Below are 26,196 nucleotides of genomic sequence, written 5' to 3'. Positions count from 1 at the left end.
AGTATTACAATTATAATTACACTATGTGTTTATAATTGTAATACAATTTATGTCAAGTTCTCATTTTCTACCTAGATTTTTCATCTCTAAAATATCTTCTATACTACCCAAAGGAGCTTGTTTCTTAAGTTCGATGAATTTGTGTAATGCATCGGTGGCTATAATTTCTTCCATATCCCTTGGCAACTCACAAGAAAATTCCATAATTTCATTACTAGTCGGATGAGTAAAGCTTAAATACCAAGAATGCAGGGCTTGGCGTTTAAAATCGATTAATTTTGCTTTTAGTTCAGGAGAAGAATGAGCAATTTTTCGGTCGTTATTGCCGTAAGTTTGGTCGCCAACTACCGAATGCTTTAAATGGCTTAGCTGTACCCTAATTTGATGAGTCCTACCCGTGCTAAGCTTGCATTCTACCATGCTAATAGTACCCTTGTGAAACAATTCTAGAGTTTTATAATGTGTTACGGCTTCTTTACCACCATATTTTAATGTGGTCATTTTTTGGCGGTCTACTCTACTGCGACCGATATTATTCTTAATGACTCCTTCTAGCGGATTAATTACTCCCCAAACTAACGCTTTATATTTCCGTATTACCTGCCTTTGCTCTATCTGATTTGCAAGTAGCATATGTGCTTTATTATTTTTAGCAACTACCATTAAGCCCGTAGTATCTTTATCCAAACGATGCACTATCCCGGGTCTTTCTGCTGAACCTATATCCGATAAATTTTTCGTATGGTGAAGTAGTGCATTAACAAGAGTATCATCATGATGCCCTGCTCCCGGGTGTACCGTCATACCTGCAGCTTTGTTAATTACTATCAAATCATCATCTTCGTAAACTATATCAAGTTCTATATTTGTTGCCGTAATTTTTAGCTCTTCAGGTTCTTTAAAAGAAAATAATATAATATCATTCTCCTTGACCAAAACATCAGGATCAGAAATAATTACATCATTAACTAGTACTTGCGAATCTTTAATAGCTTTTTGGATTTGGTTTCTAGAAACATTTTCAAGAAGTTGTGACAAGGCTTTGTCGAGTCTTATATTATTTAGTTCGTGTGGTACGGAATATTTTAACATATTTTATTTTAAGATAATGAGTAATACGCTTAAATGGTTAAGTGCAATCGGTGTTGAATATTACTGCTCTGAGCATCCGCCGAAATTAAAAGTGAGTAATAATATCAAGCCACAAGTAAAACCTATGTCTACAAAAGAAACTGCATTCAATATGAATGATAAAGTTCATGATAATATAACCCTAGCAAGATCTCTTGCCGATAAAGCTAATAATATCGAAGAACTAAAAGAATCTCTACTAAATTTTAATGGTTGTGAACTTAAGAAATTTGCTACTAATACGGTTTTCGGTGATGGTAATTTGGAAGCTAAAATTATGTTAATAGGCGAAGCTCCCGGAAGTACTGAGGATTTGAAAGGAATACCTTTTTGCGGCGAAAGTGGCAATTTACTTGATAATATGCTGCACGCTATCGGAATTTCACGGAAAAATAACGCTTATATTACTAATACGGTATTTTGGCGTCCTCCTGCTAATAGACAGCCAACACTCGAAGAAGTCGATATTTGTAGACCGTTTGTCGAGAAACATATTGCTCTTATTAACCCGAAGCTAATTATTCTAGTCGGTAGCACGGCTGCAACTAGCTTACTTGGAAAAAATTCGGGTATTACTAAAATTAGACAAGAATATTATTTTTATACCAATAAATATCTATCCGCTTCTATCCAAACTACGGCAATTTTCCATCCTGCTTATTTACTTCGCCAACCTATGCAAAAACGCACCTCTTGGTATGATTTACTAAAGATTAAGGAGTATCTCATGAATAATAAACTCATTGCATAACTTGTACATTAATCTAGTACTCACAGCTTTACGTACTTTTCAAAATAATTTTCTACTGGACAATTAGTCGTATTTATGCGACAACATAATTATCTCTAGGTTCTGTGAAAGAAAATTAAATTATTTGTATTTTTAGATATTTTTAAGCGAAAATTAATAAGATTTTTGCAGTAATAGTTGTTCTTATTTCAAAAAAATCTTAATTTGCAGCAAAAAAGAACAAAAATATATTAAATTAATTTTCCTTCACAGAACCTAGTTAAGCTTAATATGCAAAAAACTAAACAAATACAATTTTTTATAACAGCAAACGGTAAATCTTATATTAAAGATTGGTTAGAAAAATTAGATATTAGGACGCATAGTAGAATTCTTAATAGATTAGTTCGGTTAGAATATGGAATTTATGGTGATTACAAACAGATAAAAGGAAGACTATATGAGCTTAGGTTTTTCTTTGGCAAAGGTTATAGAATATATTTTACTGAAAAAGATAATAAAATTATTCTACTATTAAATGCAGGTAATAAAGATACGCAAAGCAAAGATATTGAAAAAGCTTTAGAAATAATAGAAGAAGTTTATAAACGAAATTGAGGACGTTATATGGAAAAGTTTACAGATTATTTAAAAGAAAAATTGCAAAATGAGAAAATATTAGCAGAGTATATTAATGAAGCATTAGAGCAATATTTCGTGGATCATAATAAAGAGCTATTTTTGGCTACTTTAAAAGAAGCCATTATAGCGAGGGGAGGTATAGCAAAGATCTCTAAAGAAGCTCATATAAATAGACAACATATATATAAAATGTTATCTAGCAAAGGTAATCCAAGTTTCGACAATATAGGATCTTTATTAAACGCTTTAGGCTTGCAGTTGAAAGTAGAAGCATGTGCGTTTTAAACGAATTTATAATTAATTTCCGGAGAAAAAGCGTTACAAGATATTCGTGATTTTTGTAAAGAGCAGTTAAACTCCAACGTCTAATTATAATTTTTCATTAATCTTGTAAGCTGAGCAAGATATCAAAGAAAATTTTTAAATCCTCATAAATAATAATTCGTTTCTAATTTCATTAAATTAGGGTTATACTTACTGATGTATAAAAATAAGGTATATCCATATGACCAATGAAAATAATAATGATTCAGAATTTGCCGAATTAAAAATCAGAGGAAAAATATTTAAATTACCTATACTTAAAGCAAGTATTGGTGAGGATGTAATCGATATAAGCAGGGTATCTTCGGAAGCCGATTGTTTTACTTATGACCCGGGCTTTATGTCTACTGCTTCTTGTCAGTCTACTATCACTTATATAGACGGTGATAAAGGAATCTTGCGACATCGAGGATATGACATTAAAGATTTAGCCGAGAAAAGTGATTTTTTAGAAGTGGCATATTTGCTAATCTATGGAGAATTACCAAGCATCGAGCAGTATAATAATTTCACTAAACAGGTTGCTTATCATTCATTAGTGAATGAAAGATTACACTATTTATTTCAAACCTTTTGTAGCTCTTCTCATCCTATGGCTATTATGCTTGCGGCCGTTGGTTCTCTTTCGGCATTTTATCCTGATTTACTGAATTTTAAAGAAGCAGACTACGAACTTACCGCTATTAGAATGATTGCTAAGATACCAACTATCGCCGCAATGTCTTATAAATATTCTATAGGACAACCGTTTATTTATCCTGATAATTCGTTAGATTTTACTGAAAATTTTCTGCATATGATGTTTGCAACGCCTTGTACAAAATATAAAGTAAATCCAATAATAAAAAATGCTCTTAATAAAATATTTATTCTGCATGCTGACCACGAGCAGAACGCTTCTACTTCAACAGTCCGAATTACCGGCTCATCCGGGGCTAACCCTTTTGCTTGCGTAAGTACAGGGATTGCCTCACTTTGGGGGCCTGCTCACGGCGGGGCTAATGAAGCGGTAATAAATATGCTTAAAGAAATCGGTAGTTCTGAAAATATTCCTAAATATATAGCTAAAGCTAAGGATAAAAATGATCCATTTAGGTTGATGGGTTTCGGTCATCGTGTATATAAAAACTACGATCCCCGTGCCGCAGTACTTAAAGAAACCTGCAAAGAAGTATTAAAGGAACTTGGACAGCTAGAAAACAACCCACTCCTGCAAATAGCAATAGAACTTGAAGCTATCGCTCTTAAAGATGAATATTTTATTGAGAGAAAATTATATCCAAATGTTGATTTTTATTCAGGTATTATCTATAAAGCTATGGGTATACCGTCGCAAATGTTCACGGTACTTTTTGCAATAGCAAGAACCGTAGGCTGGATGGCACAATGGAAAGAAATGCACGAAGACCCTGAACAAAAAATCAGCAGACCTAGACAGCTTTACACCGGTTATGTACATAGAGAGTATAAGGGTATCGGGGAGAGGTAAAACCCACTGTGTCATACCGTGGCTTGACCACGGTATCTAGAAAAGCAGTTTAAGGTGTACATTTTTTGATATTTTTACTGGATACCGTGGTCAAGCCACGGTATGACACAGAGGTACATAATGAATTTTATTGATGCAGTTAAAATATATATAAAAGGTGGAAACGGCGGCAATGGTTGCGTTAGTTTCCATCGTGAGAAATTTATTGACAGAGGCGGACCGGACGGTGGTGACGGTGGACGTGGCGGTAGTGTTATTTTCAGGAGTAATCACCATCTTAATACGCTAGTAAATTATCGATATAAACAGCATTTTACCGCAGAAAACGGCGAAAACGGTAAAGGTTCAAATAGAAGCGGTAAATCAGGAAAATCGTTAGTTCTTGATGTTCCCATTGGTACTCAAATCTTTTCCGAGGACGGCAATATATTATTGCATGACTTCACTGAGGATGACCAAAGCTTTGAAATAATTAAAGGAGGAAGCGGCGGTCTTGGCAACAGTCATTTCAAAACGTCGGTTAATCAAGCTCCAAGAAAGCGTACGGAAGGCGAAATTGCTGAAGAAATGTGGATTCATTTAAGCTTAAAACTTCTCTCTGATGTTGGGCTTGTGGGTCTTCCAAATGCCGGTAAATCTACTTTTTTATCGGTTGTAACGGCAGCCAAGCCTAAAATTGCCGATTATCCCTTTACTACTTTAGTGCCGAATCTTGGAGTGGTGTATGTTGATGATGAAGAGTTTGTTATAGCCGATATTCCTGGCTTAATTGAGGGAGCTCATCAAGGTCACGGACTTGGCGATAAATTCTTAAAGCATATAGAAAGATGTAATGTATTAATACATTTAATAGACGGCTCTAGTAATGATGTAGTGGCAGATTATAATACAGTACGTCTTGAGCTTGAATCATATTCCGATTATCTAAAAAATAAAATCGAAATCATATGTCTTAATAAATGTGATGTTCTTACCGATGGGGAAATACAAGAAAAAATAAATAAGTTGCAAAAAGCTACTAATAAAGAAGTTTTTTCTATCTCTACCTACACTAATCTAGGGGTAAATAAAATAGTTAAACTAGCTTTAAAGACTATAAAAAATCAGGAGTAATATATTGCCGGAGCTAAGAAAGACGGGTATTGCCCGCGTGGATACCGATGTCATTCCTGTGAAAGCAGGAATCCAAAAAAAAGTATAAATACAGCAAATCTTTAAAATTAAAAGCTCGATTTATCTCGCTTTATGTTGGATTCCCGCATACGCGGGAATGACATCAATGACAATTAATAAACTTTAAATCAAAGTAATACGTTGCTCTTCTGCCTCTAGATATTTCTCTAGCTCTTCCTTAGTATATTTCTTTTCTTTAAGCTTTATTTCGTTATTAAATATATATTGCACAGCTTTATCTTCTAAGGCAGGACCTTTAAGTCCTTCAATTGCTCTAGGATTATTTTTATAAAAATCAAATATCATATTTTCCTGCCCAGGAAAATTACGTGCTTGTTGCATAATAACTTTTCTTAAATCATCAGGCTCTAATTGCAAATTTTTAGATTTTGCGTATTCAGCAAGTAATAAGCCTATTCGCACACGGCGTAGGGCTAATTTATTATAATATTCTGTTATTTCTTTAGGGGATTTATCTTTTAATAATGATTCATCTTGGTCATTTTTATCGGTTTCGGACTTTAGAATATTTTTTTCTTGCTCTAATAAAGATTCCGGTACGTCAAAATCTAACAATTTTTCTAACTTATCAAATAAGTTCATTTTCATTATAGTATTAATAGCTTCTTCCGATTCGTTTTCTATTTGTTTAGCAAAATGTGTACGCAATTCTTCAAGGCTATTACTTTGGAATTTTTTAGCAAACTCCTCATCAATAACGGTAGGTTCTGCATTATGTACTGCTTTAATTTGTACTGCAAAACGAGCATCTTTACCTGCTAAATCTTTAGCATGGTAATTTTCAGGAAAAGTAACATTAACATCTACTTCACTACCTGTTTTAGAACCTATTAATTGTTTCTCAAAACCAGGAATAAGTGCATTACTACCTATTACTACCTTAAAATCATTTAATTTACCGCCTTCAAAAGCTTCATCCTTGATGTACCCGATTGCATCAATAGTAACCTGATCTCCGTCTTTTATTTTTGCTTTACTTTCTTTAGTATAGCTTTTTGTTAATGCGGCAAGTTTTTCTAGTTGTTCTTCAACATCTTTAGAGTTTACTTCTAATTTTGGACGATCTAGTGAGATTTTCTTTAAATCCGGAATAGTAATTTTAGGTAATAGCTCTATTTTTACGGTAAATTCTAAAGCTTTATCGGGTTCGTTTTGCAATTCTTCAATTTTGGGTCTACCGATTATATTTAGATTATGTTCTTTAATAACGTGATTTACCGAATGGTTAATTCTTCTTTCTATTATATCATTCCTGACGGAAGTACCGTATTTTTTCTTAACAATTGAAACCGGTACTTTACCGGCTCTAAAACCTGCTATTTTAACTTTTTTGGTTAAATCAAGCAACTCTTTTTGAATATCGTCATCTATCTCACTTAAAGGAGTAGAGATTCTTGCATGAAAATCCAATCCTTCGTTTTTTAATACGGTAATTCCCATTTTAATAATCCATTAATTCTGTACATAGTTTGCTAACCAAAATAAACTAATGAGCCGAAATATGCAATAGTTTTTATAAGCTCATCGGTATTGCTTAGTAACTATCTATATCGTCGTTAGCTAAGAGACTGAAAGCATTATTGCGTGTATACTTCTTCAACATGAAGAGTTGTTAAAATGATTAGGCACAATGGTTTGAAAATTGTCATTTACCAATGAAGAAATTTTATTTTTATATTTTTCAATATTTTCAAAAAATATTCGTATAGAATCAGTAAATGTCTCAAAATTCGCATAAAATTTATTGTTACTTACAACAGAATGCATAAATTCCCACAGTCGTTCAATTGGATTCAAATTAGGACTATATGCTGGCAAAAATAGTAACTCTATTTTACTGTATTGTAGATATTCTTTTGCCTTTTTTGACCTATGATATCCAGCATTATCGCATATCAAATAAATCTTACTTTTATCTTGATTATTTGCTTCTAATTCCTTTAAAAATTCAATAATATAATCACCATTAACCTTAGGATTGTCAGTTGTTACTACCTCTAAATCCTTAAGATTAATAGCACCAATAATATGTTTACGCTTCCAACCACTGAAACTTGGTAATGTTTTAACTACATTCTTTCTAATCCAACCAAATCTTGCTCGAGTTTGGTATTGAGGATGAACACTATCCATAAAATAAATAGACTCATCTTTAGCTAAATTATTTTTTAGGACATTAAATACTGACTCAACCAACGACCTTTTTCTAAGCTGTATTTTATCTTCCATTTCCAATAAATGATTCTTCATATCTTTTCTAATTCCTGTAAATAAGCGTAATCCACGACCTAATAATTTAGTAAATATTTCCTTAGAAATATATCCCTTATCACCAAAGAGTTTACCTTGTAATCCATCAGTTATATCGTCTGCTACCGATAAATCACTATTATTTGCTTTGGTAATTTTGATCGCCATAATCGCTCCCTTATTGTTAATTACTATATGCAACTTAAACCCCATAAACCATCCATAACTACTCATCCCTATTTTAGCTATATACTTCTTTAACTTGAAAAGTTGGAAAATGAATATTTAGATGAGCGAATAATCAATGTTCTTATGGATAATTAATATCTAATACTACCAATTCTTCAGGTAAAAGAAGTATACCACTAAATACTTTATTGCTATTTGTACGTTTTGTATAACATATCGATAATTTAGTTGAATCTATGCAATAAATTCCTGTTTCCTCTCCTCTAAATAGTTGCAACATTATAACCAAGCGGTAGAATTAATCTTGACCATAATTGTATTATTCGACTATAACTTGGTAATTTAAAATAACCTCTATATTTATATGATAAGTGATATAAATAATAATTCTTAAAATCTTTGCACGGCGATATATAAAAATATAATACGATAGTTAAAAGCTCTGAAAGGCTTAAATTCCCTTCTCTCCGGCGTTTTCTATCTGTTGGTATTAATTTTTGCTTCTCCCATTCTTCATATATTTCACAAAAATTGTCTAGTATATAAAATAAAGTTGTGATACATTTTTTCATTGTTGGGTTCTTGTTTTTTTGTTGAAAAACTTCAGTAACCCAACACTCTTAACTTGTAAATACTTTATTCTTATTCCATGCTTCTCTTCTTCCTTATCCTAAATTCGCGTTTCTAAGGAATTATTTACTAAATTATTAGGTCGTGGATTACGCTTATTTACAGGAATTAGAAAAGATATGAAGAATCATTTATTGGAAATGGAAGATAAAATACAGCTTAGAAAAAGGTCGTTGGTTGAGTCAGTATTTAATGTCCTAAAAAATAATATGAATCTTGAACACTCAAGGCATCGATCACCTACTAATTTTTTAGTTCATATTCTAGCTTGTGTTAATGCTTTTAATATTACTAAAACTAATATTTTAAACTCTTTTTTCGATAATCTTAAACTCTTCTTATCCTAAACTGGCGTTCTAATAAGAAAATTTACAATCCACGCTTCTTCCACCATTCGTCAGTCTTGTATTCTTCTGGTAACTTTTCCCACTCTTCAGCAAATACTGTATCAATACCTAATTCTTGCTTTACTACTGCACACCACTCATTTCCTAAGGATTTTGGTAATTTAGTACCACACCAAGGACAATAAATTATTTGCTGATGAGTACCATATAAACTATTACGGGTTATAATGCTGTAAACTCTAACTTCAGGCTCATATTCAATAACTGTTTTATCTTTCTCAAGTTCAAACTCCATATTCTCACAACAATATTTTTTCATAATTTTATTCAATAGGATCAAAAGAGTTTTCGGTTTCTTGATTTTTATCCTCATCAGGTTCAAAATCTGGACCTCCTCCCGGCAGAGAAGCACTATTGCCGGCATTATTTACCGAAGCAGCAGGAGGTTTGTTGCTTTTATTCCCATGCTTACTTCTTTCTATTATATCTTCGCTTCCGAGACCTTAAAAACAAAAAATGATAGCTTTTTCAAGTAAACCAAGTTTATCAAGTATGATAAGTAAAGGCGTAATTTGTTTATTTAAATAAGCATCTTCTACTATATTTGTTGAATAAGAACTCGGACTATTCTGTAGTAATGCAGCCCCAACATCGCTATATGACATAGGTTGTCCACTCAATCCTATAAGCGGTGGTGGTGGCGGTATAGGCAATGCCATTGCTAACCGTTGTTAATTACCTGATCAATCTAGGTACTATGTAGCTATGGAGCATTAAACCTTTATCGGTAAGATAGATATTTTCATTTATTTTAATAAAATCTAATGCTTGATAATGCTGCAAGTTATTCATGTCTAAAATATCTGCTAATTTTGCATTTATTTTCTGCTCTAGTGCCGCAATATTTATACCGCTTTTAAGGCGTAAACCCATCATTAACGTTTCTTCAATGATTTCTTGATGCGTTAACTTAGTATTAGTTTGAATACCGACATTTTTTACGTTAACCGAGTCTGACCATTTTTCAGGTTTATGCCACATCATAATTGCCGATACCGAACTTGAAGTGTCAATTAGTCTACTATGAGCTCCAGGACCTATACCTAAATAATTATTATAATTCCAATAAGTCAAATTATGCAAACATTCCTGATTTGCTAGAGCATAATTAGATATCTCATATCTAAAATATTTTTTAGATTCTAGATAATGATTCGTCCATTCGTACATTTCAGCTGCCTCATCTGAATGCGGCAAAATCAGATTACCCTCCTTAAATAATTTATAAAAAGGTGTACCTTTTTCTATAGTCAATTGATAAAGAGAGATATGGCCATTTGCGAGTTGCATAGCTTGCTTTAATTCTTCTTGCCAGTCTTTTAATTTCTGACCGCTACGTGCATATATTAAATCAAATGATACTCTTGGAAAAATCGAATTTGCTGCCTCAATTGTTTTGATGGCTTGCAAAGCATCATGAGTTCTACCTAATTTTTTTAAATCGTCTTCTTTTAAGGATTGTACTCCAATTGAAACACGATTAATTCCGGCGGATTTGAATGCTTTAAACTTCTCAGTTTCAAAGGATGTGGGATTAGTTTCTAGAGTTATCTCGGTTTTATTATCAATAATTGCTAGATTACTGATTTTATTTATTATTCCTGCAACGACTACAGGATTCATTAAAGAGGGAGTACCGCCACCGAAAAAAATAGATTTAATGTATTTATTTTGAATAATATCCTTAAAATACTCTATTTCCGTTTCATAGGATTTAAGCCACTGATGATGATCTATAGTGCTTGCCACATGAGAATTAAAATCACAATATGGACATTTTGACAAACAAAACGGCCAGTGAATATAAATGCTTAAATCATTAGCCATAACTCTCATATTTTTAAGAATTCAGGCAGTTTGTCGTAACTTCTCAATTTCTTCTTTTTTTAAGCCTGTTGAGGCAATTATTAAGTCAGTTTTTAAACCGGCTTTGATTAAATTTTTTGCTATAATAATTTTTTCTTTTCTTCTACCTTCTTGCAACCAATGTTCTACTATACTTCCCATAATTTTTTCTCTTTTTTTAGAATTTAATTCTGATTTAAGTATGTTTTCTACTTCCATTATATCACTTTGCTTAATCTTGGTCAAAGTATAGAATAAAATTAGCTCTATATAATCAATGCCAATATTAACTTTAGCAAATTTAGGTAAGAGATCAGCTATCTCTTACCATCTTTTCAATAAATCACGTTCATGAATATGCTTCATGAAAAATTGTAAAATTCCGGACCAAGCATTTTTTTTCAATTCTTTATCAGATATATCATGCACGTTTATAAGTTGATAATCATTAGTCCACGTAGCCTTTACCAATTCACTATTTTCAAATAATTCCCATAAATTTAAAGGAGCATTATATTTTTGTATGCCGTTATAAAACACTAACGGATATATGAAAGGAAATTGCTTGCTTTTTGTTGTTTTCATATGATATTCGGCAATCTTTAACATATACTTAAACAAGCGAAAAGCCATGTAATAATCAGGTTTGCTTTGATGTTCTAATAATAAAAATAAGTAACCGTCTTCACTATTAAATTTAACGGAAAATAAAATATCTAATATGGATTTCTTAAGTGTTTTATCTACAAAACTATCTTTTTCCATTTTGAGAGTTTTAAAAGAAATCAAACTTTGTATATATGCCGGTAAGTGCATTTGAAAAAACTCTTTGGCAACTATTGGATTTTCAAATGCACTTCGTATAATCTCGTCGTGCTTAAGATTTTTAGACATAAATGTTAATGATATACTGCACTATAAATACATCATTAATAATACTTTTACAATTATAAATTGAGGTAAATTAAGCTTTACAATTTTTGTTTATTAATCCAATATATATCACTCAAATATAAAATTCTTGTACCAGAAGATTATAAGGATAAATATATTTATGTACATAGAATAAAATTGATTAGCCGAGATTTCAATAATCAATATTTTTAATTTAAGAGATATTATTAAATAGCTTTAAGCATGTCTTATTTAATTTTTGTATAAAGCTTTCCAATTTCATAATTAATACCTTAAAAATTTATTTTGAAGCGACATATATAAGTCTTATTTATAAATGTCAACATAAATTAATATGTAATTACTATTAAGTATTAACAAATACTAATTATTATAATTTTCTTTCACAAAATCGAAATAAGCTGTTATTAATATAAAAAACCAATCTTAATCTAGTATATGCGTTCTTTATTTGTAGTAATTATATTCTTTCTAATGAGTAGTTGTAATTTAAAACCGGTATATAGTGAAAAATACAGTAGAAATAATGATTTAGAAGCTATTAAAGTTGAGCCGATTAGAACAATTGAAGGAGCTGAGTTTTATCATCGTTTAACTAGTATTTTACCTCAGAAAGCAAAAGCAAAATACCTGCTTAAAGCAGAGCTTATCGCAACAACTATGCCTGCTACTATTGAAAAAAACTCCAATGTTTTAAGGGAATATATTAATCAATTAGTTAGGTATAAATTAATTGATATAGAAAGCCAAAAGGTTTTAATTGAAGAGAAGTTTTACCAAAACACGTCATATAATGCTATTTTTACACCATATGCAACAAATGTTGAAAGAGATGAAACAGGAATAGACTTGGCATATCAAGCAGCAGAAGAAATTCGTAGCAGATTAATTTTATATTTTACACGGAAATAGTTAAGCTATGAAATTTTATTTTTCACAAATAGGTAGATTATTTGAACTAATAAAAGCCGGAAAGATTAGAGCTCTTTTACTATACGGTCCTGATAAAGGCTATATAGAAAAAATTTGTAAGCATTTAGTAAAAAGCTTAAATATGCTACAAACTTCTATAGAATACTCAGATCTTAATATTTCATCTTTAGAAATATTACTTAATTCGCCTAATTTTTTTGGTCAAAAAGAATTAATTAAAATTAGATCGGTTGGGAATTCAATCGATAAGAATTTAAAAACAATTCTAAACAATGATTATATAAATTTCCCTGTATTTATAGGTGAGGAAATTACTTCAAGCGGGAGCTTTAAAAAGTTTTTTGAAACAGAAGAATATTTAGCGGCAGTTGCTTGTTATCATGACGATGAAGCAAAAATTGAACGAATTATTTTAGGTAAAGTAGAAAAAACTAATAAAATTATAAGTAAAGAGGCTATCACTTATTTAAAAGCTCATTTAAAAGGTGATCATGATTTAATTTGTAGCGAAATAAATAAATTGATATATTTTATTCATGATCGAAGAGAAATTACTTTAAACGATATTCTAAAAGTTATAAGTAGCGAAATTACGGCAAACGGCAGTGATTTAGCAATGTATTTTTCAAAAAAAGATTATAGTAATTTTCTGCAAGAGCTAGAAATATTAAAAAAACAAAATATCAATGAAGTTTTAATTATTAGAGCATTAATAAGGCATTATTTAAATTTATATATAGTTTTGTCGAAAATAAAAAATGGTGAGAGTGTGGAACTCGCAATAAAATCATTATCATCACCGATTTTCTATCAATATATTAATGATTTTACAAAGATAGCAAACACTCTTAGCCTAACTGAATGTTTAGAGACTTTAAAATTGTTACAGCAAGCGGAGGTAGATTATAAATTAAATCCTGCTGGTTTCGATTTATTACAGAGTATACTCGTTTAATTTGAAAAATTGGCGTCGTTGTTTTATATTTTTTGATCCTCACGTACTAGTATGTATACTTCTTTAACTTGAAAAGTTGGAAAATGAATATTTAGATGAGCGAATAATCAATGTTCTTATGGATAATTAATATCTAATACTACCAATTCTTCAGGTAAAAGAAGTATACGCTGCAGTCAAAAAATATGAAACGCCTTGCCCTTTTCCAAATTAAACTTCGTCTACCTAATTTTAAACTTCTTTTAAAAGTAGTATATATTATATGCCAAGACCTGATTTTTCTGACCCTGACAAACAAATTCACGAAATAATTAGAGTTAATCATGCCGGAGAGTATGGGGCAAAAAGAATTTATCAAGGGCAGCTAAAATATATCAAATCTCAGAATGATCATATATTAATTAAAGAAATGCTTGATCACGAAGAGGTACATTTAAATTATTTTGAAAAAAAATTACTAGAAAAAGAAGTAAGACCCACGTTTTTATTATTTTTTTGGCATCATTACGGATTTTTACTTGGTGCTTTATCTTCGTTGATGGGAATAAAAACGGCGATGCTTGTTACCGAGAGTGTAGAAGAAGTAATAGAAAAACATTATGAACAGCAAATAAATTATTTAGAAAATAAAAATATTGAGCCGGAATTATTAAATAATATTATTAAATTTCGACTTGATGAAATTGAACATAAAAATATTGCTATAATGAATGATAGTACTGAGGCAGTATTTGCAGAAATAACTAGTAAAATAGTGAAGATAATTTGTCGTATCTCTATAATTTTAAGTAAGGAAATTTAGAGTTAACAGCTTAATTAGTTGAAAAATCTAGAAATATTTTATTTCTAAGATATTAAGAAGATAATAAAAAAACATTAATAATATTATTAAAAACGGTGATGAAAAGAAAAACTTTTTTCTAATTTTTTCTTTATTTTTTGCATTTGTATTTTTTAGAATTAATAAATCTTTATTTTTATTAAACATAAGCTAATACTACTCGCAATTCCTTTATTTAATTTATGCCTAAATCTAATCTAGAATTAATAAATAAAGGTACCAGGGGTTAAGCTCCGTTGCTGTAAGACAACAACCTCCATTATACTTCATGATTTTACTCACTTATAATAATAGACCCCTGGCATAACTTAATATTAAGTTTTGACAGATTGGTCTTGCAACAATGGAGCTTAAACATTATTAGCGGTCTATATATTAGTTGAATAATATAAAGAGTCAAGAGATTTTAGTTATCATTAATAATAAATAATGTAATTCTAAGTTACGAGGTATATTTTCTATATAATCTGTTTCTAGAATTTGCTTTTACATCAATAATAATTTATATTTATTTATATACTAAGATAGAACTTGAAAAATTGACTATCTTGTCTTTGTAAGTCCTCGAATACTGAATGTTTATTATACGCTCTGCTCCTCGACCTACAGATTCCTTGCTCTTTTCCAAGTTGATCTTCGTATATCTATTCGTAAGTATAATTAGAAAATGATAAAATAAAATATGAATCCAAATTCACATCCTATGACTAAATCGCACTTATTCCATATAGTAGACCCAAGCCCTTGGCCCGTCCTAACATCTTTTGCTTTACTTCTTTTGGTTATAGGCGGCGTCTCGTTCATGCATGGCTACAAATTTAATATATATATTTTATCTGCAGGAGTTATTTCAGTAGGTTACTGTTTATATTCTTGGTGGAGAGATGTAGTGAAAGAAGGAATAGTCGAACATCAGCATACTAGTCCTGTTAGAAAAGGTTTACAAATAGGTATGGCGTTATTTATTTTAACGGAAATAGTATTTTTTGGTGTATTTTTTGCTTCTTTTTTTAAATCAAGTCTATCACCCGTAGGTCTTTTAGACGGTGTATGGGTTGTAAAGCAGGGAATTTGGCCTCCATCTACAATTAAAACTTTTGATCCATTTGATATTCCTTTTATCAATACTTTAATACTACTCTTATCGGGTACTACCGTTACTTGGGCTCACTACGCCTTAGAAGAAAAAAATCAAAAAGATTGCGTAACTGCACTTGCTCTTACCATATTGCTTGGAATATTTTTTACAACTATGCAAGCATATGAATATTATCATGCGGCGTTTAAATTTACAGATGGTATATATGCTTCTAATTTTTATTTAGCCACGGGTTTTCATGGAGCTCATGTAATTATAGGCACTATATTTCTAATAGTTTGCTACTTTAGAGCAAAAAGAGGAGATTTTACTACAGAAGGTAATGGACATTTAGGGTTTGAATTTGCCGCATGGTACTGGCATTTTGTGGACGTGGTTTGGTTATTTTTATTTACGTTTGTTTATATATTTGGAAGCTAAATTATACTATATGTGATTATAATGTTACTTAAAATAAGTGTTTTTAAAATATTTTTGCATATTAATTAAAATTGCATATATTTAGGAGTTGATTTATATATAAATAAATTATACATTAATTTTTAAATGCTAATTATTTTATTGAGGTAAAACAATATGAACTTTCCTATTCGTAAATTAAACGAAGAATTAATCGATTATAATCTATCATTACGCATACTATTTACTGTTCTAAGCGTGGCTATTATTATGGTAGCTTTTGATAGCTTAGGTAGTAGTGTCGACGATCCTGTAGGTGTTGCATTGTGTAATTTAATTAAAGTATTCAGAGGCAATACTGCAAAAGGTATAGCTGTTGTCGGTATAATTGTTCTGGGAATTCAAACATTAAGAGGAAAATTGCAGTGGGAAGTAGCTTTAGTAGTGGTTACTGCAATCATTATATTATTTAAAGCTCCAGATATTGTTAATATGATATCAAGTGATACTAATAGATCAAATTGTGGTGTTTCCTAATACACGATAATAAAAATTATTATATCTTTAGTAATACCCATAAGTTGCGGCTTATGGGTATTTTTATTTTTAAGTGACGTTGTTGCATAGCCTAAGCATTGCCTGTATGGATATCGAGTCATCATTGCAGGAGGCATTGTTGCGTGGGCGGGTAAAACCCACTGTCACCCCGTGGCTTGCTAACTAGGTCCATAAAAACAATAAAAAATGCTAATAATTTTAGTATTTTTAACTGGATCCTGTGGTCAAGCCGGCGTTGTTGCATAGCTCGGTTTTTCTTCTGTCATCCCGCGACTTGATCGCGGGATTTAGGAAAAATAGCCAAATAATATACGCTACAAGTTATTTTTATGGATACCGTGGTCAAGCCACGGTATGACAGAGGTGAAATTGATCCACGCAACCGTCTTTACTTAAATAAAAGCCCTAATCTATTACCTATAGCAATATCAATATATTCTGCTGTAACAGGGATCCCTTCAATATTCATTTCTAGATATATTGCTTGTTTTGCAGGGATTTTTGTTTGTAGTTTTGTAATTGATACATATTCATCTAAAGCTTGATTATTACTATCCATTACTCTAACTTTGATTATAGGATCAGAAATTAAATAATCAGACTGATTAGATAATTTATAAAATATCTTCATACCGCCTATATGATGAGATTTTCCTAAATTAATTTCTTCTATCTTTAATTGATCATATTTACCTAAAAATTTAAAACTATCTATTAGTAATATCACTAAACAAAAAATTATAAAGCTAGTCCATAATATTGGAAATATATTATATTTTTTCTTAGTAGGAATATACGGTAAAATAACCGGCACATTAGCATTATAATGATTTTTAATAGGAGTTTTAATAGTTTCCGTGTTTACTTTATCTTTAAAGTCATTTAATTTACTAGTATTATAGTCTAATTTTTGATACCACAAATGGCTACATTTGGAACATTTTACTCGTCGTCCGTTAATACCTATTTGATTGCTTGTAACGATAAATCTTGTTTGGCAATTTGGGCAAGTAATATACATAGTTAATTATAATTATTATGTTTGACTTCATGATAATCTCATTTATTATTTTTGGCAATAAAACAGTTAAAAGATATGTCCTCTCTTATTAAAGAAATTGAAGAAGCTTGGCAAATTAAGGACAAACTTCTTCAAGATTCTTCAAAGCTTATAACATTAAAAAAAACACTTAATGATATTATAGAAAGCTTAAATCAAGGTACAATTCGTGTTTGTGAAAAGAAAGAAAATAGTTGGGAAGTTAATGAATGGGTAAAGAAAGCTATATTGCTATATTTTATCACTACGGAATCGCAACTTTATAATAACAATTATAATAGTTGGTATGACAAAGTTGCTCCTAAATTTTCTGCGGATACTGATAAAAATATATTCAAAGAAGCAGCTATACGTAAAGTTCCCGGAGCTGTTGTTAGAACCGGTACTTATATAGCTAAAAATGTTGTAATTATGCCTTCTTTCATTAATATAGGTGCTTATATAGATGAGGGAACAATGATTGATACATGGGCTACTATCGGCTCATGTGCTCAAATCGGTAAGAATTGCCATATTTCAGGTGGTACGGGAATAGGAGGGGTACTTGAACCGCTACAAGCAAAGCCCGTTATCATTGAAGATAATTGTTTTATCGGTGCAAGATCGGAAATAGCAGAAGGGGTAATAGTAGAAGAAGGAGCAGTAATTAGTATGGGAGTGTTTATCGGTAGCTCTACAAAAATAATATACAGAGATACAGGTGAAATTATTTACGGCAGAATTCCGGCTTATTCTGTTGTAGTTCCAGGAGCATTACCTGCTAAGGAAGTAGGTAAGCCTGGGCTTTACTGCGTAGTCATCATAAAGCAAGTCGATAAAACTACTAGATCTAAAGTAAGCATTAATGATTTGTTAAGGTGACCGTTCACTGTCACCTAGTTCGTTTGACCAGCGTTGTTGCATGGCTCAAGAAAAGTACTCGGTGTCATTCCTGCGGAGCAGGAATCCAGCATAAAGCGAGATAAATCGAGCTTTTAATTTCAAAAATTTTCTGTATTTATACTTTTTTTGGATTCCTGCTTTTAGCTAAGAATGACATAAGAACCATGCAACAAGGCCCGCTTGACCACAGGATGACAAAGAGGAATAATAAGCCGCTTAACACTAGTGAACGGTCACGGATCAATAATATCGCCGATTATATCTTTAAAATACTCCTTTCTTTGTTGTTGCTCTGAAATATCCAGTTGTTGAATTGCATTATTATTGGGGTTTCCTAAGAAAGTATTGTATGCCGTAAGTACTAAATTTTGTTGTTTTTGAGGAACATGTACAACGCCGGCTGCTTTAAAATATGATTCTGCAGCATCTGCTTCCTGTTGTTTTTGAAAGCGAAGTTCGTTTCCTTGGTCCATATATACTTCTTTAACTTGAAAAGTTGGAAAATGAATATTTAGATGAGCGAATAATCAATGTTCTTATGGATAATTAATATCTAATACTACCAATTTTTCAGGTAAAAGAAGTATATATACAAAATTAGTAAAAATCAGTGGAGATTTTGTTATTATCTATGCGTTATCCATTATAATATTAGCTAGCCGTTAAAACGGTTAAGCGTTTCAAATTAAAACATATAGCATTCATAAATTCCGAGAATTGATTTTTGGCAATACCAATATATCTGACACGTTTATTATCTTGTGAGAATACTCTTTCAAAAGGTGCTCTAATTTTTGTATAATATCTATCAAGGTCAAAATTTTTATCTTTCATGTTATTTTTCTTTACAGCACAAAGATGCACTTCTTGCCTAGTTGCTGTATCTTTGGTAGACTTTGTACAATATGCTTTATCTACATATGCAGCACCGGAGCGTGGCATAACGTGTTTAAAACCTTTGCTATCAGTAACATTTGCAAGAGGTAACTGCAACCTTATTAATAATCCCTGATTGGATATCAACGCTAACATGTTTTTTATAACCATACCAAAACTTATTACCTCCTTTACAACCAATTTTAGCTTGTTTATCATTCGCAACTTTGGGCAAAGTCTCATTATTTAGCTTGTCATACTTTTGCTTCCTCAACTCATCACGTTCTGTCCAAAGACTAGCTTTTGAGATCAAATGAGAGGCATCTACAAAGGTAAATACCTCGCTCATATAACCTTGCTTTCGTAGTTGTTCTCTAAAGTTTGCAAATATTTTTGATAGTAAGTTAGTACCTATTTTCTTACGTATTTTACTAAACACACTATAATCTGGAGTCGTCTCTGTAAGAGCAAAATCACAAAACCATTTGCCGGCATTACTATCAGCCAAATAACGTTCTAATTCTCGATCAGATAAGTCTTCCATAAATTGTAGAAGTAAACATTTAAATAATCTCAATGCTCCATAGCCTTTATAATTAGCTTCAGTTTCTATCGCTAATAACTCTCTTTCAACTACTTTGAAATTAAATTAACTTTTAAATTTACGATATTGATGTTCCGGGCTAACTAATTCATCTAAACTGACCATTGTTATTTGATGCTCTGACATTTTTTACTTTCTTATTTTTTTATCACATTATAACCTTTTACTCTTCATAGCTCAACACTCCCATAGAACGTCAATATGGAGTAATCTATACATTAGCTGGGGTAATCAAGCTGTTACACAGACTTGGTTTTAGTTATCAGAAACCTAAGTTAATGCCTGGAAAAATAGATTTAGCTAAGCAAGAGGAATTTAAGCTGCAATATAGTTTGCTAAAAAATAATTTAGCTAAAGATGAGTCTATTTATTTTATGGATAGTGTTCATCCTCAATACCAAACTCGAGCAAGATTTGGTTGGATTAGAAAGAATGTAGTTAAAACATTACCAAGTTTCAGTGGTTGGAAGCGTAAACATATTATTGGTGCTATTAATCTTAAGGATTTAGAGGTAGTAACAACTGACAATCCTAAGGTTAATGGTGATTATATTATTGAATTTTTAAAGAAATTAGAAGCAAATAATCAAGATAAAAGTAAGATTTATTTGATATGCGATAATGCTGGATATCATAGGTCAAAAAAGGTAAAAGAATATCTACAATACAGTAAAATAGAGTTACTATTTTTGCCAGCATATAGTCCTAATTTGAATCCAATTGAACGACTGTGGAAATTTATGCATTCTGTTGTAAGTAACAATAAATTTTATGCGAATTTTGAGACATTTACTGATTCTATAGAGGGTGTCAGAAAGTTTGTGTAAGTTGTAAAAATAGTTAAGAATAAAATTAATTAAAACAACTTACATGAGGCTAATATGAAGAATAAGAGCAAAGTATCAAATCCGACTATAGAAAAAGTAGTATCAGAAATACTATCACAAAGTGATCCATCTGAGATATTTGGCAAAGAAGGGATATTTCAGGAATTTAAAAAGCAGATAGTAAATAAGATTTTAGAGAAAGAAATGGAATCTCATATAGGTTATGAGAAGCATTCTAAGAATGCCAAGGAGTCAGAGAATAGACGTAATGGCAATTATGAAAAGACTTTAATAGATCCTGAAGGTCGTAAATTGACAGTAGAAGTGCCAAGGGATCGGGATGGAGAATTTGAACCTCAACTCATTCCAAAAGGAGTACGAAAATTTGAAGGATTTGATGATAAAGTAATATCCTTATAACGCCAGTTTAGGATAAGAAGAGTTTAAGATTATCGAAAAAAGAGTTTAAAATATTAGTTTTAGTAATATTAAAAGCATTAACACAAGCTAGAATATGAACTAAAAAATTAGTAGGTGATCGATGCCTTGAGTGTTCAAGATTCATATTATTTTTTAGGACATTAAATACTGACTCAACCAACGACCTTTTTCTAAGCTGTATTTTATCTTCCATTTCCAATAAATGATTCTTCATATCTTTTCTAATTCCTGTAAATAAGCGTAATCCACGACCTAATAATTTAGTAAATAATTCCTTAGAAATATATCCCTTATCACCAAAGAGTTTACCTTGTAATCCATCAGTTATATCGTCTGCTACCGATAAATCACTATTATTTGCTTTGGTAATTTTGATCGCCATAATCGCTCCCTTATTGTTAATTACTATATGCAACTTAAACCCCATAAACCATCCATAACTACTCATCCCTATTTTAGCTATATACTTCTTTAACTTGAAAAGTTGGAAAATGAATATTTAGATGAGCGAATAATCAATGTTCTTATGGATAATTAATATCTAATACTACCAATTCTTCAGGTAAAAGAAGTATACCACTAAATACTTTATTGCTATTTGTACGTTTTGTATGACATATCGATAATTTAGTTGAATCTATGCAATAAATTCCTGTTTCCTCTCCTCTAAATAGTTGCAACATTATAACAAGCGGTAGAATTAATCTTGACCATAATTGTATTATTCGACTATAACTTGGTAATTTAAAATAACCTCTATATTTATATGATAAGTGATATAAATAATAATTCTTAAAATCTTTGCACGGCGATATATAAAAATATAATACGATAGTTAAAAGCTCTGAAAGGCTTAAATTCCCTTCTCTCCGGCGTTTTCTATCTGTTGGTATTAATTTTTGCTTCTCCCATTCTTCATATATTTCACAAAAATTGTCTAGTGTCTAAAATAAAGTTGTGATACATTTTTTCGTTGTTGGGTTCTTGTTTTTTTGTTGAAAAACTTCAGTAACCCAACACTCTTAACTTGTAAATACTTTATTCTTATTCCATGCTTCTCTTCTTCCTTATCCTAAATTCGCGTTTTTAAGCCCTTTATATTTTTGTGTTCTTTAATGCTTATACCTGTCCATTCTTGATGAATAATATTAGTTAATATAGCAAATTCACTCTCTTTCATTACTTCATGATTTTTCCAGTAGTCAGTTAATTTATTTCGTGTTTCCTGCCCCATCATACGTTGCTGAATCCATTTCTCACTACGCCCGTGTCGTTTCCAATTATCCCTTGCTCTATCAATTGACTTTTCCGGATCAGAAATTTCTTGAATCCTCTCATAACCGACTTTAGCAAGCCATTGTTTAAATGGTTCTGCTTTTGGAGACGGAATAGATTGTATAATACGAAGTAATGATTCTGTATTTGCACAATCTGTTTCACGCAACTTTCCATCGGGAGCTTTTAATTTTAACTGTACGATTTTTTCGTACAATTGAGAAAAATCTTCTTTTTCTATAAGCTGTTTTTTTAAATCTGACCAATATCGCCGTGGGATAGCACTATCAGTCAATGCTCCTACTACGTCGACTACTGAAAACCACCATTCATTATTATGAAAAATTCTTCTAATGGTTTTATCTTTAAAAATTACTAACTTATTAAGTTCATCGCTATTATTCATAATGTTCCATATTATTTTTTATGAATTATAAATATTCTAAATAAATTTTACAACTTACATTAGAAATAAAAAATCTTTTAGATAAATAAACTATTAGTTTAAAATAAGTTATAGATTGACTTTTAAAGGAAGTTAGGTATAAACTTTAACTGAAATAGTAAAACACTATTTCGGGGTGTAGCAACCTCTACCAAAAGTGAGAACATCTCTCACATAACTGATGTAATCCTCGACCTTATATGGTCGGGGAGATAGTAGGTATGTCCAGAGCTTAAAGCCATGCTTTAAGATTAAAACCTATTATAGCTGACTTTTGGCAGTTTTGCTAACTCCCCGACCACCAAAGTTAAACTTCGGTGGTTGAAACTTGAGCAATTTAAGTTTAACAAATCGAGAGAACTGCATGTCCAACCAAACTAACAAGAGCCTACCTGAACTCGTAGCAGAGTTTACTTCAAAAGAAAATTTAGAAATTCTGAAAATTGAGATAGCAGAGTTGTTAGAAAGACCTTTGAAAAAGAGAGATCTCAACGCAATAGAGAAACGCTTAGCAGAACTAGAAGCAATATTTGGTAGCTAAAGTATAGATATCATCGGTGAGCAGGCATTGCTTTATTTATATCATTCCTACTATTTAATATTTAAAGTTGTATTTATGGATACCATGGTCAAACTAAGGTATGAAAGGACAGAATAAATACTAGTCAAATGGTTTCACTATAACCATTATTACTGCAACAATCATACAAATAGCTGGAATCTCATTAACTATACGGTAAAATTTTTCTGAATGGACATTCTTGCCATTTGCAAAATCTTTTCGCCATCTTGCAAGTAAACCGTGAAATATCACTAAAATTAACACTGCAAACATTTTAACGTGAAACCAAGTATCAAGAGCAACAAACCCGTAAATATGAGCATTTATTAAACCAAATATAAATGTGCTAATCATTGCCGGATTCATAATGAACCTGAGTAATTTTAGCTCCATCACTTGTAAGGTATTATCTAGCTCACTACCTATTTTAGCTTTGGTATGGTAAACATATATTCTAGGTAAGTAAAGAAGCCCTGTCATCCAACATATAGCAGATATCAGATGGACTGACTTAAACCATAGATAGTAACTTGCCATTCTTTTCCTTGTTAATTTGTTAATTTACATAAACATTTAGTAAATTCGTTTGGACATATTCTTGTACTAGAGCTACTCGTAACTAAATTAGTATCAACCTTATTAATAAATTGTAGCAATATATTTGTCAAACTATTAATAAAAATTTTATTTGTTCCAAGTGTTGGAATTCGGATATATTGAATTTCATATTTATCTGCGATTAATTTATATTCAATATCAAGTTCTACCAATGTTTCAACATGCTCGGATACAAAGGATATAGGTACGATAATTATGTCCTTTTTTAACTTTCCTGCTAGCTCTATTTCGTCTTCCGTATTCGGTTTTAACCACTCTATAGGTCCTACTCTACTTTGATAAGTTATCTTATAATCTAGATCTTTTATATTTAATTCTTTAACTATTGCTTTTACTGTTTCTTTTATCTGAAAACTATAAGGATCGCCTGCTTTTATTATTTTTTCAGGTAATCCATGAGCAGAAAATAATATACGAAAATTTTTATCGTCATCGTATAGTTTTTCCTTAATCAATGAAATATGACTTTTTATAAAATCTTCTTCTAGAGGATAACAACAAATTGTTTTAATTGGAATATCAATATCAAAGTTTTGTAAAAAATTTTTAACTGAAGATCCTGTCGTAGTACTTGAAAATTGAGGATATAGAGGCAATAATATTATTTCGCTTGGATTATATTTTTTTATTTGATTTATTACTTCTTTGGCAAATGGTGCTGAATATCTCATATTTATAAAAATAACGAAATCTTCTTTTATGAGTTGCTTTAGTTTTTCGGTTAGTGCTAATTTCTGCTCCTCTGTTTCCTGAAGTAAAGAAGATTTACCACCAATTAAAGAATAAATTTTTTGAGATTTTCTCTCTCTAGTAGTAGAAATTATTTTTGCAATAATATAGCGTAATGGATGCGGTAGATTAATTATAGCTTTGTCATAGAATAAATTAAATAAAAAAGGTTTTACGGATTCAAGGTTTTTTGGACCGCCTAAATTAAAAAGTACTATTGCTATTCTTTTCTTCATATAACCTAACATATTCTGTCAAAAATTCTACATTTTCCAGCGGTGTTTCAGGCAAAATACCATGCCCTAAATTAAAGATAAAATTCTTTCCTTTCATTGTCTGAAGAATTTTATAAGCTTTTTCTTTGATAATTTCTTTATTAGTTAATAATACGACTGGATCTAAATTACCTTGTACTATTACTTTATCACTCCACTCTTTCATTTTTTCAAGAGGGATCATTTGATCTACGGCTAAAATATCTATAGGTACTTCTTTTATAAATTTTTCGTACAATAATCCCGCTCCTTTAGGAAAAGCAATTATAGGAATTTTTGGAAAAGCTTCTTTTACTTTTAATATAATTTTTTTTGTCGGCTCTATTACAAATTCAGTAAACTCCTCTTCTGCAAGTACTCCTGACCATGAATCAAAAAGCTTTAAAACATCTGCTCCCGATTTTGCTTGATTTATAAGATGATCAGCTGTTTTTTCCGTAATAAAATTCAACAATTCTTTAGCAAGTATTTTATTTTCATATATAAATTTTTTGCTCGTTTTAAAATCCTGTTTTCCTTTTCCTTCTAGCATATAACTCATCACTGTCCAAGGACTACCTGCAAATCCTATTAAAGAAGTGGTGGAAGGTAATTCTTCTTTTACTTTTTTTGTTATTTCATAAACTTTCTCTAATTTATTATTCGGATTGCTTTGCAGATATTTAAAATCTTCTTGTGATTTGAACTGCTTTAATATAGGTCCTATGTTTTCTTTAAAATCTACTTCCCATCCAAGAGCATGAGGTAAAACTAATATATCAGAAAAAATAATAGCTGCATCAAATCCATAACGTTTTATCGGTTGTAAGGTTACTTCCGTTGCTTTATTAACATCATAACAAAAATCTAGAAAATTTTTTGTTGTTTCTCTTACTTTTTTATATTCCGGCAAATATCTACCTGCTTGACGCATAAACCAAATAGGTATCTTATTACTATTTCCTTTTAATGGATTTATAATTTGCTTCATGCTATTACTAAAAATATTAAAATAATAAATATATTTATTATTTATGTAAACAGAATTATGTAGATTAAATGTTTTAAACAGAGTTATCAACAAAATTTTCA

At 30.8% G+C, this 26,196-nt stretch carries 28 protein-coding genes and 4 pseudogenes; 15 read left to right on the top strand and 17 right to left on the bottom strand.

The window, feature by feature from the left end; translation table 11 throughout:
- Nucleotides 1-60: 60 nt before the first annotated feature.
- A complete protein-coding gene (locus AC5584_RS00160) occupies nucleotides 61-1,092 on the bottom strand; it encodes an RluA family pseudouridine synthase (protein WP_499216454.1) in 1,032 nt (343 codons plus the stop codon).
- 16 nt (nucleotides 1,093-1,108) lie between these two features.
- On the opposite strand from AC5584_RS00160, the gene AC5584_RS00155 reads away from it, so the two are divergent.
- The 5 genes from AC5584_RS00155 (at nucleotide 1,109) to obgE (ending at nucleotide 5,429) form a co-directional block, all read left to right on the top strand.
- Nucleotides 1,109-1,882 carry a uracil-DNA glycosylase family protein gene (locus AC5584_RS00155; RefSeq protein ID WP_499216453.1) on the top strand — a complete coding sequence of 258 codons (774 nt, stop codon included), beginning with the start codon at nucleotides 1,109-1,111 and terminating at the stop codon, nucleotides 1,880-1,882.
- Nucleotides 1,883-2,152: 270 nt separating this feature from the next.
- The gene (locus AC5584_RS00150) at nucleotides 2,153-2,479 is read left to right on the top strand and encodes a type II toxin-antitoxin system RelE/ParE family toxin (protein WP_410526851.1); all 327 of its coding nucleotides are present in this window, start codon (nucleotides 2,153-2,155) and stop codon (nucleotides 2,477-2,479) included.
- A 9-nt stretch (nucleotides 2,480-2,488) separates the two neighbouring features.
- Nucleotides 2,489-2,788: a helix-turn-helix domain-containing transcriptional regulator gene (locus AC5584_RS00145; protein ID WP_499216452.1), complete on the top strand. Its 300-nt coding sequence runs from the start codon at nucleotides 2,489-2,491 to the stop codon at nucleotides 2,786-2,788.
- A 220-nt stretch (nucleotides 2,789-3,008) separates the two neighbouring features.
- Nucleotides 3,009-4,316, top strand: coding sequence for a citrate synthase (locus AC5584_RS00140; protein ID WP_499216451.1), 1,308 nt, complete (start codon nucleotides 3,009-3,011; stop codon nucleotides 4,314-4,316).
- Between the two features lie 120 nt (nucleotides 4,317-4,436).
- Nucleotides 4,437-5,429 carry a GTPase ObgE gene (obgE, locus tag AC5584_RS00135; protein ID WP_499217060.1) on the top strand — a complete coding sequence of 331 codons (993 nt, stop codon included), beginning with the start codon at nucleotides 4,437-4,439 and terminating at the stop codon, nucleotides 5,427-5,429.
- 183 nt (nucleotides 5,430-5,612) lie between these two features.
- Here the strand turns inward: obgE and tig are convergent, their stop codons facing one another.
- The 3 genes and pseudogenes from tig to AC5584_RS00120 form a co-directional block, all read right to left on the bottom strand.
- Nucleotides 5,613-6,950 (bottom strand): trigger factor, encoded by a 1,338-nt coding sequence (gene tig, locus AC5584_RS00130; RefSeq protein ID WP_499216450.1) that lies wholly within the window; start codon nucleotides 6,948-6,950, stop codon nucleotides 5,613-5,615.
- 156 nt (nucleotides 6,951-7,106) lie between these two features.
- Nucleotides 7,107-7,649: pseudogene (locus AC5584_RS00125) on the bottom strand (IS630 family transposase); the annotation flags it as partial.
- An 18-nt stretch (nucleotides 7,650-7,667) separates the two neighbouring features.
- A pseudogene (locus AC5584_RS00120) lies at nucleotides 7,668-8,521 on the bottom strand (transposase); the annotation flags it as partial.
- A gap of 102 nt (nucleotides 8,522-8,623) precedes the next feature.
- On the opposite strand from AC5584_RS00120, the gene AC5584_RS00115 reads away from it, so the two are divergent.
- Nucleotides 8,624-8,926: a transposase gene (locus tag AC5584_RS00115; protein WP_499216950.1), complete on the top strand. Its 303-nt coding sequence runs from the start codon at nucleotides 8,624-8,626 to the stop codon at nucleotides 8,924-8,926.
- A 22-nt stretch (nucleotides 8,927-8,948) separates the two neighbouring features.
- On the opposite strand, the gene AC5584_RS00110 is transcribed toward AC5584_RS00115, so the two are convergent.
- The 4 genes and pseudogenes from AC5584_RS00110 to AC5584_RS00095 all read right to left on the bottom strand — a co-directional run bounded on the left by AC5584_RS00110 (nucleotide 8,949) and on the right by AC5584_RS00095 (nucleotide 11,725).
- Nucleotides 8,949-9,245, bottom strand: coding sequence for a DUF6980 family protein (locus AC5584_RS00110; RefSeq protein WP_499216449.1), 297 nt, complete (start codon nucleotides 9,243-9,245; stop codon nucleotides 8,949-8,951).
- Nucleotides 9,246-9,429: 184 nt separating this feature from the next.
- Nucleotides 9,430-9,645 (bottom strand): hypothetical protein, encoded by a 216-nt coding sequence (locus AC5584_RS00105; protein ID WP_499216448.1) that lies wholly within the window; start codon nucleotides 9,643-9,645, stop codon nucleotides 9,430-9,432.
- Between the two features lie 16 nt (nucleotides 9,646-9,661).
- Entirely contained in the window at nucleotides 9,662-10,822 is a 1,161-nt protein-coding gene (hemW, locus tag AC5584_RS00100; RefSeq protein WP_499216447.1) for a radical SAM family heme chaperone HemW, read from the bottom strand.
- Between the two features lie 12 nt (nucleotides 10,823-10,834).
- Nucleotides 10,835-11,725 (bottom strand): annotated as a pseudogene (locus tag AC5584_RS00095) (Rpn family recombination-promoting nuclease/putative transposase).
- A gap of 459 nt (nucleotides 11,726-12,184) precedes the next feature.
- On the opposite strand from AC5584_RS00095, the gene AC5584_RS00090 reads away from it, so the two are divergent.
- From AC5584_RS00090 to AC5584_RS00070, 5 genes are all read left to right on the top strand, one after another.
- Complete coding sequence (locus AC5584_RS00090; RefSeq protein WP_041078920.1) at nucleotides 12,185-12,658, top strand: hypothetical protein; 474 nt, start codon at nucleotides 12,185-12,187, stop codon at nucleotides 12,656-12,658.
- 7 nt (nucleotides 12,659-12,665) lie between these two features.
- The gene (gene holA / locus AC5584_RS00085; protein WP_410526945.1) at nucleotides 12,666-13,634 is read left to right on the top strand and encodes a DNA polymerase III subunit delta; all 969 of its coding nucleotides are present in this window, start codon (nucleotides 12,666-12,668) and stop codon (nucleotides 13,632-13,634) included.
- A 262-nt stretch (nucleotides 13,635-13,896) separates the two neighbouring features.
- Complete coding sequence (locus tag AC5584_RS00080; protein WP_499162306.1) at nucleotides 13,897-14,436, top strand: demethoxyubiquinone hydroxylase family protein; 540 nt, start codon at nucleotides 13,897-13,899, stop codon at nucleotides 14,434-14,436.
- A 721-nt stretch (nucleotides 14,437-15,157) separates the two neighbouring features.
- Nucleotides 15,158-15,994 carry a cytochrome c oxidase subunit 3 gene (locus tag AC5584_RS00075; RefSeq protein ID WP_499216446.1) on the top strand — a complete coding sequence of 279 codons (837 nt, stop codon included), beginning with the start codon at nucleotides 15,158-15,160 and terminating at the stop codon, nucleotides 15,992-15,994.
- A 156-nt stretch (nucleotides 15,995-16,150) separates the two neighbouring features.
- Nucleotides 16,151-16,510: a TrbC/VirB2 family type IV secretion system protein gene (locus tag AC5584_RS00070; protein WP_499216445.1), complete on the top strand. Its 360-nt coding sequence runs from the start codon at nucleotides 16,151-16,153 to the stop codon at nucleotides 16,508-16,510.
- Between the two features lie 409 nt (nucleotides 16,511-16,919).
- Here AC5584_RS00070 and AC5584_RS00065 read toward each other — a convergent pair whose 3' ends face one another.
- Nucleotides 16,920-17,552 carry an MJ0042-type zinc finger domain-containing protein gene (locus tag AC5584_RS00065; RefSeq protein WP_410527699.1) on the bottom strand — a complete coding sequence of 211 codons (633 nt, stop codon included), beginning with the start codon at nucleotides 17,550-17,552 and terminating at the stop codon, nucleotides 16,920-16,922.
- 75 nt (nucleotides 17,553-17,627) lie between these two features.
- Here AC5584_RS00065 and dapD point away from each other — a divergent pair, with 75 nt between their 5' ends.
- The gene (gene dapD / locus AC5584_RS00060) at nucleotides 17,628-18,452 is read left to right on the top strand and encodes a 2,3,4,5-tetrahydropyridine-2,6-dicarboxylate N-succinyltransferase (protein ID WP_499216444.1); all 825 of its coding nucleotides are present in this window, start codon (nucleotides 17,628-17,630) and stop codon (nucleotides 18,450-18,452) included.
- A 254-nt stretch (nucleotides 18,453-18,706) separates the two neighbouring features.
- On the opposite strand, the gene AC5584_RS00055 is transcribed toward dapD, so the two are convergent.
- From AC5584_RS00055 to AC5584_RS00045, 3 genes are all read right to left on the bottom strand, one after another.
- Nucleotides 18,707-18,946 (bottom strand): hypothetical protein, encoded by a 240-nt coding sequence (locus tag AC5584_RS00055; protein ID WP_499216443.1) that lies wholly within the window; start codon nucleotides 18,944-18,946, stop codon nucleotides 18,707-18,709.
- A 178-nt stretch (nucleotides 18,947-19,124) separates the two neighbouring features.
- Nucleotides 19,125-19,466 (bottom strand): transposase, encoded by a 342-nt coding sequence (locus AC5584_RS00050; protein ID WP_499216442.1) that lies wholly within the window; start codon nucleotides 19,464-19,466, stop codon nucleotides 19,125-19,127.
- Complete coding sequence (locus AC5584_RS00045; protein ID WP_499217059.1) at nucleotides 19,438-19,962, bottom strand: transposase; 525 nt, start codon at nucleotides 19,960-19,962, stop codon at nucleotides 19,438-19,440. The genes AC5584_RS00050 and AC5584_RS00045 overlap by 29 nt, the downstream gene beginning before the upstream one ends.
- A 179-nt stretch (nucleotides 19,963-20,141) precedes the next feature.
- Between AC5584_RS00045 and AC5584_RS00040 the strand changes: the two genes are divergently transcribed.
- Both AC5584_RS00040 and AC5584_RS00035 read left to right on the top strand, forming a co-directional pair.
- Nucleotides 20,142-20,780, top strand: coding sequence for an IS630 family transposase (locus tag AC5584_RS00040; RefSeq protein ID WP_499217058.1), 639 nt, complete (start codon nucleotides 20,142-20,144; stop codon nucleotides 20,778-20,780).
- A 54-nt stretch (nucleotides 20,781-20,834) separates the two neighbouring features.
- Nucleotides 20,835-21,200, top strand: coding sequence for a transposase (locus AC5584_RS00035; RefSeq protein WP_499216441.1), 366 nt, complete (start codon nucleotides 20,835-20,837; stop codon nucleotides 21,198-21,200).
- Nucleotides 21,201-21,207: 7 nt separating this feature from the next.
- On the opposite strand, the pseudogene AC5584_RS00030 reads toward AC5584_RS00035, so the two are convergent.
- Nucleotides 21,208-22,144, bottom strand: a pseudogene (locus tag AC5584_RS00030) (IS982 family transposase).
- Between the two features lie 149 nt (nucleotides 22,145-22,293).
- On the bottom strand, nucleotides 22,294-22,902 hold the full coding sequence (locus tag AC5584_RS00025; RefSeq protein WP_499216440.1) for a BRO-N domain-containing protein: 609 nt from the start codon (nucleotides 22,900-22,902) through the stop codon (nucleotides 22,294-22,296).
- Nucleotides 22,903-23,305: 403 nt separating this feature from the next.
- On the opposite strand from AC5584_RS00025, the gene AC5584_RS00020 reads away from it, so the two are divergent.
- Entirely contained in the window at nucleotides 23,306-23,482 is a 177-nt protein-coding gene (locus AC5584_RS00020) for a DUF5320 domain-containing protein (protein ID WP_410527383.1), read from the top strand.
- Between the two features lie 120 nt (nucleotides 23,483-23,602).
- Here the strand turns inward: AC5584_RS00020 and hemJ are convergent, their stop codons facing one another.
- The 3 genes from hemJ to hemE are packed head-to-tail and all read right to left on the bottom strand — an operon-like array spanning nucleotide 23,603 to nucleotide 26,095.
- A complete protein-coding gene (gene hemJ / locus AC5584_RS00015) occupies nucleotides 23,603-24,040 on the bottom strand; it encodes a protoporphyrinogen oxidase HemJ (protein WP_499216439.1) in 438 nt (145 codons plus the stop codon).
- Between the two features lie 11 nt (nucleotides 24,041-24,051).
- A complete protein-coding gene (gene hemH / locus AC5584_RS00010) occupies nucleotides 24,052-25,098 on the bottom strand; it encodes a ferrochelatase (RefSeq protein WP_499216438.1) in 1,047 nt (348 codons plus the stop codon).
- Nucleotides 25,055-26,095, bottom strand: a complete 1,041-nt coding sequence (hemE, locus tag AC5584_RS00005) for a uroporphyrinogen decarboxylase (RefSeq protein ID WP_499216437.1) — start codon at nucleotides 26,093-26,095, stop codon at nucleotides 25,055-25,057. The genes hemH and hemE overlap by 44 nt, the downstream gene beginning before the upstream one ends.
- Nucleotides 26,096-26,196 lie beyond the last annotated feature (101 nt).

The organism is Rickettsia endosymbiont of Villa modesta, from assembly GCF_964026485.1.
Lineage (GTDB): Bacteria > Pseudomonadota > Alphaproteobacteria > Rickettsiales > Rickettsiaceae > Rickettsia > Rickettsia asembonensis.
This window is presented reverse-complemented; position numbering and strand designations above follow the sequence as displayed.